This is a genomic window from Streptomyces sp. NPDC048696, from assembly GCF_043198895.1.
Taxonomy (GTDB): domain Bacteria; phylum Actinomycetota; class Actinomycetes; order Streptomycetales; family Streptomycetaceae; genus Streptomyces.
Map to the genome: position 1 here is coordinate 25,959 of NZ_JBICVJ010000005.1, position 13,336 is coordinate 39,294.

Below are 13,336 nucleotides of genomic sequence, written 5' to 3' on the forward strand. Positions count from 1 at the left end.
CCCGATCCGGGTCGCGCGGGACTCGTCCTACCAGCGAGGCAGCGCCGGAGCCGACCATTGCGAACGCCCGGGCGCCCGGCGCATCGCGGCGGCGTCGTCGCGGTCGCGCATGCTCCCGTCGTCCGCCAGCCATCGCCGATGGAGCCGGTCGAGGGCGTCCCGGTCGAGCTCGACGCCGAGCCCGGGGGCGTCGCACACGGGGAGCCGCCCGTCCCGGAAGACATGACGCCCGACGATGACGTCCTCGCTCTGCCACGGGTAGTGGCTGTCGCACGCGTAGTCGAGGTTGGGCACGGTGGCGGCGACGTGCGTCATCGCGGCGAGGCTGATGCCCAGATGGGTGTTGGAGTGCATGGACAGACCCACCCCGAAGGTGCGGCAGACCGCCGCCAGCTCCTGCGTGCGGCGCAGCCCGCCCCAGTAGTGATGGTCGGCGAGGACCACCTGGACGGCGTCGGTGGCGAACGCCTCGCGGATCTCGGGGAAGGTGGTCACGCACATGTTGGTGGCGAGCGGGACGTCCGTACCGGCCGAGACCTCGGCCATCGCGCGCGTGCCGGGCGCCGGGTCCTCCAGATACTCCAGTACGCCCACGAGCTCGGCGGCGACGCGCAGTGAAGTCCCGGGCGTCCAGCCGCCGTTGGGGTCGAGCCGCAGCGGGTGCCCGGGGAAGGCGTCGGCGAGCGCGCGGACGGCGGCGATCTCCCGCTCGGGCGGGAAGACGCCGCCCTTGAGCTTGAAGGACGTGAACCCGTGCTCGCGCACGAACCGGCGGGCCTGGGCGACGATCCCGTCGGGGTCGAGCGCGGCCCCCCAGTCGTCCTTCTCGCCGGTCCCGCCCGGGTGTTCGGCCCACCGGTAGAAGAGATAGGCGCTGTACTCCACGCTGTCGCGCACCTTGCCGCCGAGGAGGGTGTGGACGGGCACGCCCAGGGTCCTGCCGAGCGCGTCGAGGCACGCCACCTCGAAGGCGGACACGACGGAGAGCCGCAGCTTGTCGGCGGTCTGCACCCCGCGCAGCCCGCCGACGCCTACGGAGTGGTCGACACGGGATTCATCGACACCGATCGCGTCCATGAGTGTGAACAGCCCATTGAGGTCGGCGATGTCGTGGCCGACCAGCAGCGGGGCGTACGGGCGGGCGAGCTCCAGGTACTTGGTGTCGCCGTAGGTCTCGCCGACACCGGTGACGCCGTCCTCGGTGACGACTTCGACGACGAGGCGGGGGGTGTACGGCTGGTGGACGCCCTGGACATTGAGGAGCGGGGGGTCGCAGACGAGGACGGGGGTGAGCCGGACTTCGGCGATCGCGTGGCGACAACTGCCCATCTGCGCATCCATGAATGAAGACTAGATATGTGAACAAGGCAGGGTCAAGAGATCGTGCGCTCATCACGGCGAATCGGCGAGCGAGGCCGGGGCAAGGGCCACACGATTACCCGGCGAACATCGCCACAAACAAAAAGTGACCCAGATCACTCACCCGCACCTTTCGTGCACTCCGGGCGCTTGATACAAATTGGGCCCGCGTTCCCGTACAACACCGGGCGCATCTCCCCTCTTTGGCACCTGCCCGTTCGGGCACCGCTCCCTGGAACGCCCATGTCCGCACGCTCCCGTGCCGCCTGGCCCCTGGTCGCCCTCTTCGCGGCCGGCTACCTCGCCGCGTATCTGCTCCCGACCGTCGTCGGACGGCTCTCCTCGGGCCTCGGGCTCTCGTCCACCCAGGCCGGACTCATCGGCTCCGCACTGCTGTTGAGCTCGGCGGCGGCCGGGTTCACGCTGGCGTCCCGGGTGGAGCGGTACGGGGAGCGGCGCCTGGCCCGGCTCGGGCTGCTGCTCGCGTTCGCGGGGTACGGCGGGGGCGCGCTGACGACGTACGTGCCGCTCGTGGTGGCGGGCGCGGTCGTCGGGGGCTTCGGGTCCGGTACGGCGACGGCCGTGGCCGCGGCGGGGATGGCCGCGCGGCCCGACCCCCACCGGGCGACCACGCTCGGCCTGCTGACCGTCTCGGCCACAGCCGGGACGCTGTATCTGACGATCCCTCATCTCGGTGGTGGCCACGCCCTGCCGTTCGCGGCGATCGCGCTGGTGGCGGCGGCGGTGTGGCCGGTGACGGGACGGCTGCCGGAGGCGGGTCCGGCGCGCGTCACCGCTGCGGGGGACGCGCCCGTGAGCCCGCTGCCCCGGCTGCGCTCGGGCGCGGTGCTGGCCGTGGGCATGCTCTGCTGGTCGCTGGCGCAGAACGCGCTGTGGGGCGTGAGCGGACGTATCGGCCTGAACCAGGCGGGACTGTCCGAGGTCACCGTCGGCGCGGTGTTCGCCGTCGCGCTCGGGGCGGGGCTGCTCGGGGTGAGCGGGGCGGGGGCGCTGGGCCTGCGGCTCGGGCGGACGGCGCCGATCGGGGTGGGGACGGTGGTCATCGCGGGGTGCGTGGTGCTGAGTTCGTCGGCGCGGGACCTGCCGTCGTTCGCGGGCGGTGTGATGCTCTGGAACGTCTTCTACCCGGTCGTGCTCTCGTATCTCCTCGGCCTCGCGGCCGCGCTGGATCCGCGGGGGCGGTGGGCGGTGCTGGTGGGTTCGGCGTCGTCGCTCGGCGTCGCGTGCGGGCCGCTGACGGGGAGCCTGCTGTCGGAACAGCTGGGGTTCGTGGGGATGGGGACGGTGCTGGCCGCGCTGCTGCTGGTGGTGGCGGGGCCGCTGGGGGTTGTGGCACGGGGTGTGTCCGGGCGGGGGCCGGTGGTCGGTACGGTGCACCAGGACGAGCCGCGGGTCGCGCTCGCGTCGTAGCCGCCACTACGTGGGCGTTCGTCTACAGACCGCGCTGGGTTGCTCGCGCCCACGCGGCGGAGCCACACACAACCCGCAGACGAACGCGAACCCCCAACCTCACCCCGTACCGAATTCGTACGCCTCCACCTCGCCCAGGTACCGCTCGCGCAGCTCCTCCTCGTCGTCCAGGAACGCCGCGAGGAACGAGTTCCGGGCGAGTTCGCGCAGGCGCTCCTCCTCCAGCCCCAACGCGTCCCGCACCGCGAGCAACGTGTCGTCCACGTAGCCGCCGAAGTACGCCGGATCGTCGGAGTTCACCGTGCACATCAGCCCCGCGTCCATCATCCGCCGCAGCGGATGCTCCGTCAGGACGGACACGGCACGCAGCCGGACGTTCGAGAGGGGGCACAGCGTCAGCGGGACGCGGTCGCGGACCAGGCGCGCCACCAGATCCGGGTCCTCAAGCGCCCGCAGCCCGTGGTCGATCCGCTCGACGCCGAGCACGTCCAGCGCCTCGGTGATGTACGACGGCGGCCCCTCCTCCCCCGCGTGCGCGACCTTGCGCAGCCCGAGCGTGTCCGCCACCGCGTACACCTCACGGAACTTCGCCGGCGGATGCCCGACCTCCGCCGAGTCGAGGCCGATGCCCACGATCCGGTCCAGGTGCGGCCGCGCCGCCTCCAGCGTCGCCAGCGCCGACTCGGCCGACTGGTCCCGCAGGAAGCAGAGGATCAGCCGGGTGGAGATGCCGTGCCGCTCCCGGCTGCGGTCGAGCGCCCGGCCGAGCCCTTCCACCACCGTCCCGATCGGCACGCCCCGCGCCGTATGCGCCTGCGGGTCGAAGAAGATCTCCGCGTGCCGCACCCCCTGCGCCGCGGCCCGCGCCAGATACGCCTCCGCCAGCGCCTCGAAGTCGTCCTCCGTCCGCAGCACCGCCATCAGCGAGTAGTACAGGTCGAGGAAGGACTGGAGGTCGTCGAAGAGGTACGCCTTGCGCAGCTCCTCGGTGTCCGCGTACGGGAGCCGCACTCCGTTGCGCGCGGCCAGTTCGAAGGCGAGCTCGGGTTCGAGGGTGCCTTCGATGTGGAGGTGGAGTTCGGCCTTGGGGAGGGGCATGAGGTGCTGCTTCCTGGTGGTGCGTGCGTTGCGTCTTGCGTCCGGGCCTCGTACGGCTACGTCGTACGTTTCGGCAGCGGGACCCTCGTCAGGTCCTCCGCCACCGTCAGCTCCCCCGCGAACCCCGCCGCCCGCGCCTGCCGTTCGAACTCGGCCGGGTCGGCGTAGCGCTGCGAGAAGTGGGTGAGGACCAGGTGGCGCACACCGGCGTCGCGCGCCACCGCCGCCGCCTGGCCCGCCGTCAGGTGACCGTGGTCCTCGGCCAGTCGGACGTCCTCGTCCAGGAACGTCGACTCGATGACCAGCATGTCGCAGCCCCGCGCCAGCGCCGTGACGCCGTCGCAGAGCCGGGTGTCCATCACGAAGGCGAACCGCTGGCCGCGCCGTATCTCGCTGACCTCGTCGAGCGTGACCCCGTCGAGCACGCCCTCGCGCTGCAGGCGGCCCACGTCGGGTCCGGCGATGCCGCGCTCGGCGAGCAGCGCGGGCAGCATCCGGCGGCGGTCCGGCTCGGTGAACCGGTAGCCGTACGACTCGACCGGGTGCGAGAGCCGCCGCGCTTCCAGCGTGTACGCGTCGGTGGCGGCCAGCACCGCTCCCTCGCCCTCGACCGGCACCTGGCCGAGCTCGACCGTCTCGCGGTAGGCCGTGGCGTACCGCAGCCGGTCGAAGAAGCGCTGCCCGCTCGCCGGGTAGTGCGCGGTGACCGGGTGCGGCACCCGGTCGAGGTTGATCCGCTGGATCACCCCGGCCAGGCCCAGCGAGTGGTCGCCGTGGAAGTGCGTGACGCAGATCCGGTTGATGTCGTGGGCGGCCACCCCGGCCCGCAGCATCTGCCGCTGGGTGCCCTCGCCGGGGTCGAAGAGGATGCCCTCGCCGTCCCAGCGCAGCAGATAGCCGTTGTGGTTGCGGTGCCGGGTCGGGACCTGGCTGGCGGTGCCGAGCACCACCAATTCACGTACGGACACGGGCAGTTATCCGGGCGGCCACTGGAGGCCGCGGCCGCCGAGCAGATGGGCGTGGGCGTGGAAGACCGTCTGGCCCGCGCCGCTGCCGGTGTTGAAGACGATCCGGTAGCCGGTCCCGGCGATCTTCTCGTCGCCCGCGATCTCGCCCGCCGCGCGCAGCAGATCGGCGGCGACCGCCGGTTCGGCGGCGGCCAGCGAGGCGGCGTCCGGGTAGTGGACCCGGGGGATGACGAGGATGTGGGTGGGGGCCTGGGGGTTTATGTCGCGGAAGGCGACGACCCTCTCGCTCTCCTTCACGACGGTCGCCGGGACGTCCCCCGAGACGATCTTGCAGAACAGGCAGTCCGCCTGCGGCTCTCCGGCCACGTTCCTGAGCTCCTCGGTAGCGGTGATCAGTTCATGGGCATGCTACTGAGGTTCGCGGGGCGATAGCGTGCCGCCCTGTCCGGGAGGCGTACGCGGCGAGGCTCGCGGCCCGCCCGCTCACTTGCCCCGGAACGTCTCCGTCACCGTCACGGTGACCGTCGCCGTCGGGTGGCTGCCCGGTTTGCCGGGGGGCTTGGGGTGGGTGGTGGCGGTGGGCGCGGGGGCGTTGCAGTCGCCCAGGACGTTGACCTTGAAGACCGTGCGGTCGCCGACCTTCGCCGTCAGATCGCCGCGCACGCAGCGGTCGTCGCGGACCTCGGTGACCTTGCCGGTGACCGTGATCGCCTTGTTGTCCTTGGTGCGGCCGCGGCAGTCCACCGTGGCGACCGAGTGCGTCGAGGACGGGGCCGGGGTGCGGGTCGAGGTGCCGCCGCCGTTGACCTTCGCCGTACAGGACAGCCACTGCACGTTCACGCCGTCCTGCTTCAGCTTGTCCGTCGCCGTCTTGTCGGTGGTGATCGAGACGGTCGCCGAGCTCATGCCGCCCACCGGGTCGCAGGCCGCCACCGCCGCGCCCGCCGTGGCGATCACACCGAGCGCGGCGAGCGCGCGCCGGTGCCGCAGCGGCATCCGTACGTATCTCCGTACCCCCATACGCGACAGCGTCCCACCGGCCGGGCCCGCGCGGTAGACGGCTTTACGACGTCACGCCGCCTGCCTCACGCCCAGCGCCCCGTGCGTCCCATCAGCAACGCGGCGGCCGCCGTGCCCGCCGTGGAGGTGCGCAGCACGCTCGGGCCGAGCCGGTAGGGCCTGGCGCCCGCCGCCTCGAAGACCGCCAGCTCCTCGGGGGACACACCGCCCTCCGGGCCCACCACCAGCACGATCTCCCCGCGCTCGGGCAGCTTCGCGGTGGCCAGCGCCTCGCTCGGCGCGTCCCGGTCCTCGTGCAGCACAGCGGCGAAATCAGCCGTGGCCAGAAAAGCGACAACCTGCTTGGTCGTCATCGCGTCCCGTACCTCCGGGAACCGCACCCGGCGCGACTGCTTGCCCGACTCACGGGCCGTACTGCGCCACTTGGCCAGGGACTTGGCGCCCCGCTCGCCCTTCCACTGGGTGATGCACCGCGCGGCCTGCCACGGCACCACGGCGTCGACGCCGGTCTCGGTCATCGTCTCCACGGCGACCTCGCCCCGGTCGCCCTTGGGCAGCGCCTGGACGACGGTGATCCTGACCTCGGGCTCGGGCTCGTGGCGTACCGCGTCGAGCCGTACGACGAGCCGGTCCTTGCCCTCGGTCTCCAGGACCACGGCGTCGGCCCAGTCGCCGTGCCCGTCGGTGAGGACCACGTCCTCGCCGGGACCGAGCCGCTTGACCGAGACGGCGTGCCGTCCCTCGGGCCCGTCCAGGACGTACCGGCCGTCCGGTCCCACCGCTGTGAAACCGTCGACCACGAAGACCGGGGCGGTCATGACGCACTCCTCATGTTTCTCGATGCCGCCGCCAACGCGGCCAGCGAAGCGTCCAGTTCGGCCGCCAGTACCTCCACCAGCCGCCCGGCGGGCAGCTCGCGCGCGAGCCGGTGGCCCTGGCCCGCCCACAGCGCCATGCCCTGGGCGTCACCGGCCGCCGCGGCGGCCCGCCGCAGTCCGGTGGTGATCTGGTGGACCTCCGGATAGGCGGCCGGCGCGTACGGCCCGTGCTCGCGCATGAACCGGTTGACCAGGCCGCGGGCGGGCCGGCCGGAGAACGCGCGGGTCAACTCCGTACGGGCGAACAGGGGGTTGGTCAGGGCCTGCTTGTGCAGCGCGTCGGCGCCGGACTCCGGGCAGGCCAGGAACGCCGTGCCGAGCTGCGCCGCGTCCGCGCCCGCCGCGAGCACCGCCGCGATCTGGGCGCCGCGCATCAGGCCGCCGGTCGCGATGATCGGCAGCCGCACGGCCTCGCGGACCAGCGTGATCAGGGTGAGCAGCCCGATCCCGGAGCCGTCGGCCTGCGGGTCGTCGCGGTGCGTCGACTGGTGCCCGCCGGCCTCTATCCCCTGCACGCACACGGCGTCCGCACCGGCGCTCTGCGCGGCCAGCGCCTCGTCGGGGGTGGTCACGGTGACGACGGTGTACGTGCCGAGGGCGGCGAAGGCGGCGAGCACCTCGGGCTCGGGGCAGCCGAAGGTGAACGACACGGCCGGGACCGGGTCGTCGCGCAGGATCGCCAGCTTGGCCTCGTAGCCGTCGTCGCCGCCGGAGTCCGCCTCGCCCAGCGGTGTCTCGTACCAGGTGGCCTCGCCCGCCAGCTGGTGCCGGTAGACGTCGATGACCGCGGGGTCGGTGTGCGGGGGCTGCGGCATGAACAGGTTGACGCCGAAGGGGCGGCCGGTGAGCCGGCGCAGCTGCTTGATCTCCTGGTACATCCCGTCGGCCGTCTTGTACCCGGCGGCCAGGAATCCGAGCCCGCCGGCCTCGCAGACCGCGGCGGCGAGACCGGCGGCGGAGACACCACCGGCCATGGGGGCCTGCACGATCGGATACCGGCAGAGATCGGTCAAAGCCATGCCCGCATCGTGCCACGGGTGCGCCCCGGCACCGAATCCCCCTCCCACCGCGGGCTGCGCCCCGGGCCCCTGCTGACCTGCGGGCCGGTGGGGGCTGGTCGCGCAGTTCCCCGCGCCCCTAAGAGGGCCCGAAGGGCCCATCAAGGGGCGCGGGGCTGTGACATTTCGCGGCTCAGCGGCCGTTGAACGCGTCCTTCAAGCGGGAGAACAGGCCCTGCTGGCCCGGCTGGAACTGGCCCAGGGGGCGCTCCTCGCCGCGCAGCTTGGCCAGCTGGCGCAGCAGGTCCTCCTGCTGCGGGTCCAGCTTGGTCGGCGTGGTGACCTCGACGTGGACGATCAGATCGCCCCGCCCGCCGCCGCGCAGATGCGTCACACCGCGCCCGTGCAGCGGGATGGACTGGCCCGACTGGGTGCCCGGGCGGATGTCCACCTCCTCCATGCCGTCCAGCGTCTGCAGCGGCACCTTGGTGCCGAGCGCCGCCGCCGTCATGGGGATCGTCACCGTGCAGTGCAGATCGTCGCCGCGCCGCTGGAAGACGTCGTGCGGCAGCTCGTGGATCTCCACATAGAGGTCGCCGGCGGGGCCGCCGCCGGGGCCGACCTCGCCCTCGCCCGCCAGCTGGATCCGGGTGCCGTTGTCGACACCGGCCGGGATCTTCACGGTCAGGGTGCGCCGCGAACGGATCCGGCCGTCGCCCGCGCACTCGGGGCACGGGGTCGGCACCACGGTGCCGAAGCCCTGGCACTGCGGGCACGGCCGCGAGGTCATGACCTGGCCGAGGAAGGAGCGGGTGACCTGGGAGACCTCACCGCGGCCGCGGCACATGTCACACGTCTGCGCCGAGGTGCCGGGGGCGGCGCCCTCGCCGGAGCAGGTCGTACAGACGACCGCCGTGTCGACCTGGATCTCCTTGGTGGTCCCGAAGGCCGCCTCGTTGAGGTCGATCTCCAGGCGGATCATGGCGTCCTGGCCCCGGCGGGTCCGCGAGCGCGGACCGCGCTGCGAGGCCGTGCCGAAGAACGCGTCCATGATGTCCGAGAAGTTCCCGAAGCCGCCCGCGCCGAAGCCGCCCGCGCCACCGCCGCCGGAGGACGACAGGGGGTCGCCGCCGAGGTCGTAGACCTGCTTCTTCTGCGGGTCCGACAGCACCTCGTAAGCGGCGTTGATCTCCTTGAACCGCTCCTGGGTCTTGGGGTCGGGGTTCACATCGGGGTGAAGTTCCCTCGCCAGCCGGCGGAACGCCTTCTTGATCTCGTCCTGCGATGCGTCGCGGCGTACGCCCAGTACGGCGTAGTAGTCCGTGGCCACTTACGACTCCGCCAGGATCTGTCCGACGTAACGTGCCACTGCGCGTACCGCTCCCATCGTTCCGGGGTAATCCATGCGGGTCGGGCCGACCACGCCGAGTTTGGCGACCGCCTCGCCGCCCGAACCGTAGCCGACCGAGACGACGGACGTGGAGTTCAGCCCTTCATGGGCGTTCTCATGCCCGATTCGTACGGTCATGCCCGATTCCTTGGCCTCGCCGAGCAGTTTGAGGAGCACGACCTGCTCCTCAAGTGCCTCCAGCACCGGCCGAATGGTCAGGGGAAAATCATGTCCGAAGCGGGTCAGATTGGCGGTGCCGCCGATCATCAACCGCTCCTCGGTCTCTTCGACCAGGGTTTCGAGCAGGGTGGCCAGGACCGTCGAAACGGTTCCTCGGTCCTCCGGCTCGAAGGACTCCGGCAGGTCCTGCACCAGCTGCGGTACGTCGGCGAAGCGCCGCCCGACCACCCGGCTGTTGAGCCGGGCCCGCAGATCCGCGAGCGAGGTCTCGCCGAACGGCGCCGGGCAGTCGACCAACCGCTGCTCGACCCGCCCGGTGTCCGTGATGAGCACCAGCATGAGTCTGGCGGGCGCGAGTGAGAGCAGTTCCACATGCCGCACGGTCGAGCGTGTCAGCGACGGGTACTGCACCACGGCGACCTGCCGGGTCAGCTGGGCGAGCAGCCGCACGGTCCGCGCCACCACGTCGTCGAGGTCGACGGCGCCGTCCAAGAAGTTCTGGATGGCCCGCCGCTCCGGCGACGTCATCGGCTTGACGCCCGCGAGCTTGTCGACGAACAGCCGGTAGCCCTTGTCCGTGGGGATGCGACCGGCGCTGGTGTGAGGCTGGGCGATGAAGCCCTCCTCCTCCAGGACGGCCATGTCGTTGCGCACGGTCGCCGGCGAGACGCCGAGCGCGTGCCGCTCGGTCAGGGCCTTCGACCCCACCGGCTCCTCGGTCCCGACATAGTCCTGGACGATCGCGCGCAGGACCTCCAGTCTGCGTTCACTGAGCACCGCGCACACCTCCAGCTGTGGTCCCTGGCCGCTCTGCCTGGCACTCTGTGCGTTCGAGTGCCAGCATTCCCCCGGCCAGTGTACGGCCGACCGGTACACCCCTAGCAAGGGCGGCCACCCTTACCGCTCGCGGCGCGGTCGAGCGACGCGCCCGGTGACCCGGGATACCGTCGCGGTCATGGGCATCGACACGACGGACATCCGCTGGGAGGAGTCCGGCTGGGAACGCCTGGGCGACGGCGTCGGCCGCCGCAGGCTGCCCGGCTGGGACGCGACGGCCGGCCTGGTCGTCGGCGAGCGGGCGGTACTGCTGTACGACACGGGGTCCACGCTGCGCGAGGGCGCCGAACTGCGCGCCCAGGCGCAGGCGCTCGCCGGGCGCCGGGTCACCCACATCGCGCTCAGCCATCCGCACTTCGACCATGTGCTCGGCACGGCCGCGTTCTCGGGCGCCGAGGTGTACGGGGCGGTGGGCATCGACCGGGTCCTGGACGGCGAGGCCCTGAAGGCCGACGCGACGGCGCACGGGGTCCCGGCCGCGCAGGCCGCCGAAGCGGCCGACCTGCTGGTGCGGCCGCACCACTTCGTGAGCGGCGAGTGGACGCTGGACCTGGGCGGCCGACAGGTGCTCCTCGCCAACGTGGGCCCCGGCCACTCCGGCCACGACCTCGTGCTGCTGATCCCCGGCTCCCCCGAGATCGTCTTCTGCGGCGACCTGGTGGAGGAGTCCGGCGAGCCGCAGGCGGGCCCCGACGCGGTCCGCACCCGCTGGCCCGCCGCGCTGGACCGGCTGCTCGACCTGGGCGGGGAGGACGCGGTGTACGTGCCCGGGCACGGGGCGGTGGTGGACGCGGCGTTCGTACGGGGGCAACGGGCGTCGCTGGCGGCCCAATTCGGCGTGTCGTAACCCGCCCGGGGTCGGTGATCAGCCCGTATTCTCATCCGAATGCGCAGCTACAGCCCGGATCTGACCCCGCCCTGGAAGAAGCAGGCCCCGGCCCCCGAGGTCGCCGCCGAGCCCGATCTGGTGGTGGAGGAGGTGACGACCGGCTTCTGCGGGGCGGTGATCCGCTGCGAGGCGGGCACGGTGACGCTGGAGGACCGCTTCGGCAAGCACCGGGTGTTCCCGCTGGCGCCGCGCGGGTTCCTGCTGGAGGGCAAGGTGGTGACGCTGGTCCGCCCCTCGGCCGCGCCGTCCCGCCCCACCCGTACGGCGTCGGGGTCGGTGGCGGTGCCCGGGGCGCGGGCGCGGGTGGCGCGGGCGGGGCGGATCTATGTCGAGGGGCGCCACGACGCGGAGCTCGTGGAGAAGGTGTGGGGCGACGACCTGCGGATCGAGGGCGTCGTCGTCGAGTACCTGGAGGGCATCGACGACCTCCCCGCGATCGTCGCGGACTTCGCCCCCGGACCCGACGCGCGCCTCGGAGTCCTGGTCGACCACCTGGTCCCCGGCTCGAAGGAGTCCCGGATCGCGGCGGCGGTCACGGGCGAGCACGTCCTGATCGCCGGGCATCCGTACATCGACGTGTGGGAGGCGGTGAAGCCGGCGTCCGTCGGGATCGGGGGGTGGCCGGTGGTGCCGCGGGGTGTGGACTGGAAGACGGGGGTGTGCGCGGCCCTGGGCTGGCCCCCGCACACGGGCGCGGCGTGGCAGCACATCCTGTCCCGCGTCCACACGTACAAGGACCTGGAGCCGGAGCTGCTGGGCCGGGTGGAGGAGCTGATCGATTTCGTGACGGCGTAGTTGGGGACCGGGGTTTGGTTTTCCCCCACCCCACCCCTTCCCGAAACCCTCCGGGGGATCTGGTCGGCTGCGGCCCGGTGGGAACTGCGCGCGCAACCCAGCACGGTCGGCAGCCGGAGAGTGGGTGCAGGGGGCGCAGCCCCCGCGCGGGGTCCGGGGCGCAGCCCCGGGAAACCCTCCTCAACCCCCACCCGCCCCCGGAGGCCACGCGGCGGAGCCGCAAATGTCACAGCGGGAAGGTGCGGGGTGGGGGTCAATCCACCAGGTCGCGGACCACCGCGTCCGCCAGCAGCCGCCCCCGCAGCGTCAGCACCGCCCGGCCGTCGGCGTACGGGCCCGGGTCGAGCAGCCCGTCGGACAGCGCGCGGCGCGCCGCCGCGAGGCCCGTCGGGCGCAGCAGGGACAGCTCGCAGCCCGCGCGCAGGCGCAGTTCCAGGAGGATGCGCTCGACCCGGCGGTCCTCCGAGGACAGGACCTCCCGGCCCGCCCCCGGGCTGCGGCCGACGGACAGCGCCGACGCATACGCCCCGGGATGCTTCACGTTCCACCACCGCACGCCCCCCACATGGCTGTGCGCCCCCGGCCCCGCCCCCCACCAGTCCGCCCCGCGCCAGTACAGCTCGTTGTGCAGGCACCGCCCGGCCTCGGACGTGGCCCAGTTCGACACCTCGTACCAGTCGAAGCCCGCCTCGGCCAGCACCGAGTCGGCGATCAGATAGCGGTCCGCGTGGACGTCGTCGTCCGTCATCGGGACCTCGCCCCGGCGGATGCGCCGCGCCAGCTTGGTGCCCTCCTCGACGATCAGCGCGTACGCCGAGATGTGGTCGGGGCCCGCGCCGACCGCCGCCGCCAGCGACGCGCGCCAGTCGTCGTCCGACTCCCCGGGCGTCCCGTAGATCAGGTCCAGGTTGACGTGGTCGAACCCCGCCGCCCGCGCCTCGGCGACGCACGCCTCGGGGCGCCCCGGCGTGTGCGTACGGTCGAGGACCTTCAGTACGTGCTGCTTCGCGCTCTGCATGCCGAAGGACACCCGGTTGAAGCCGCCGGCCCGCAGCTCCTCCAGATACGCCCGGTCCACCGACTCGGGGTTCGCCTCCGTCGTCACCTCGGCGTCGTCCGCGAGCCCGAACTCGTCCCGTACCGCCGCCAGCATCCGGACCAGGTCACCCGCGGCGAGCAGCGTCGGCGTGCCACCGCCGACGAACACCGTACGGACCGGACGGTCGTCGTCGCCCAGCACCTTGCGGGCGAGGCGGATCTCGTCGATCAGGGTCGTGGCGTAGTTGTCCCGGGAGGCGAGCACGCCGCCGGAACCGCGCAGCTCGGTGGCGGTGTAGGTGTTGAAGTCGCAGTAGCCGCAGCGCGTGGCGCAGTACGGAACGTGCAGGTAGAAGCCGAGCGGCCGCTCCCCGGCGCCCTCCAGGGCGGAACCGGGCAGCGCCCCGTCCTCGGGCATGGGCTCACCATCGGGCAGTACGGAAGGCATGACCCCA

The 13,336-nt window shown here is 72.6% G+C and carries 12 protein-coding genes and 1 pseudogene; 3 read left to right on the forward strand and 10 right to left on the reverse strand.

The window, feature by feature from the left end; genetic code table 11:
• Positions 1-27 precede the first annotated feature (27 nt).
• On the reverse strand, positions 28-1,341 hold the full coding sequence (locus ACGFRG_RS11805; RefSeq protein ID WP_393263341.1) for a glucarate dehydratase family protein: 1,314 nt from the start codon (positions 1,339-1,341) through the stop codon (positions 28-30).
• Between the two features lie 261 nt (positions 1,342-1,602).
• Between ACGFRG_RS11805 and ACGFRG_RS11810 the strand changes: the two are divergent.
• Positions 1,603-2,942, forward strand: a pseudogene (locus ACGFRG_RS11810) (MFS transporter); the annotation flags it as partial.
• Here the strand turns inward: ACGFRG_RS11810 and ACGFRG_RS11815 are convergent.
• The 8 genes from ACGFRG_RS11815 to hrcA all read right to left on the reverse strand — a co-directional run bounded on the left by ACGFRG_RS11815 (position 2,890) and on the right by hrcA (position 10,099).
• Positions 2,890-3,888, reverse strand: a complete 999-nt coding sequence (locus ACGFRG_RS11815) for an adenosine deaminase (protein WP_361430080.1) — start codon at positions 3,886-3,888, stop codon at positions 2,890-2,892. The pseudogene ACGFRG_RS11810 and the gene ACGFRG_RS11815 sit on opposite strands and share 53 nt — an antisense overlap.
• 56 nt (positions 3,889-3,944) lie before the next feature.
• Complete coding sequence (locus tag ACGFRG_RS11820; RefSeq protein WP_361430079.1) at positions 3,945-4,856, reverse strand: ribonuclease Z; 912 nt, start codon at positions 4,854-4,856, stop codon at positions 3,945-3,947.
• A 6-nt stretch (positions 4,857-4,862) separates the two neighbouring features.
• Positions 4,863-5,222: a histidine triad nucleotide-binding protein gene (locus ACGFRG_RS11825; RefSeq protein WP_361430078.1), complete on the reverse strand. Its 360-nt coding sequence runs from the start codon at positions 5,220-5,222 to the stop codon at positions 4,863-4,865.
• A 117-nt stretch (positions 5,223-5,339) separates the two neighbouring features.
• A complete protein-coding gene (locus tag ACGFRG_RS11830; protein ID WP_361430077.1) occupies positions 5,340-5,876 on the reverse strand; it encodes a hypothetical protein in 537 nt (178 codons plus the stop codon).
• 65 nt (positions 5,877-5,941) lie between these two features.
• On the reverse strand, positions 5,942-6,694 hold the full coding sequence (locus ACGFRG_RS11835) for a 16S rRNA (uracil(1498)-N(3))-methyltransferase (RefSeq protein WP_361430076.1): 753 nt from the start codon (positions 6,692-6,694) through the stop codon (positions 5,942-5,944).
• Positions 6,691-7,773: a nitronate monooxygenase gene (locus ACGFRG_RS11840; protein ID WP_361430074.1), complete on the reverse strand. Its 1,083-nt coding sequence runs from the start codon at positions 7,771-7,773 to the stop codon at positions 6,691-6,693. The genes ACGFRG_RS11835 and ACGFRG_RS11840 overlap by 4 nt, the downstream gene beginning before the upstream one ends.
• A 172-nt stretch (positions 7,774-7,945) precedes the next feature.
• Positions 7,946-9,082 carry a molecular chaperone DnaJ gene (gene dnaJ, locus ACGFRG_RS11845; protein WP_361430072.1) on the reverse strand — a complete coding sequence of 379 codons (1,137 nt, stop codon included), beginning with the start codon at positions 9,080-9,082 and terminating at the stop codon, positions 7,946-7,948.
• Positions 9,083-10,099, reverse strand: coding sequence for a heat-inducible transcriptional repressor HrcA (hrcA, locus tag ACGFRG_RS11850; protein ID WP_361430071.1), 1,017 nt, complete (start codon positions 10,097-10,099; stop codon positions 9,083-9,085).
• 178 nt (positions 10,100-10,277) lie between these two features.
• Here hrcA and ACGFRG_RS11855 point away from each other — a divergent pair, with 178 nt between their 5' ends.
• Positions 10,278-11,006 (forward strand): MBL fold metallo-hydrolase, encoded by a 729-nt coding sequence (locus ACGFRG_RS11855; RefSeq protein ID WP_361430070.1) that lies wholly within the window; start codon positions 10,278-10,280, stop codon positions 11,004-11,006.
• Positions 11,007-11,045: 39 nt separating this feature from the next.
• Positions 11,046-11,843 (forward strand): DUF3097 domain-containing protein, encoded by a 798-nt coding sequence (locus ACGFRG_RS11860; protein ID WP_361430069.1) that lies wholly within the window; start codon positions 11,046-11,048, stop codon positions 11,841-11,843.
• Between the two features lie 253 nt (positions 11,844-12,096).
• On the opposite strand, the gene hemW is transcribed toward ACGFRG_RS11860, so the two are convergent.
• Positions 12,097-13,329 (reverse strand): radical SAM family heme chaperone HemW, encoded by a 1,233-nt coding sequence (hemW, locus tag ACGFRG_RS11865; RefSeq protein ID WP_393263343.1) that lies wholly within the window; start codon positions 13,327-13,329, stop codon positions 12,097-12,099.
• Positions 13,330-13,336 lie beyond the last annotated feature (7 nt).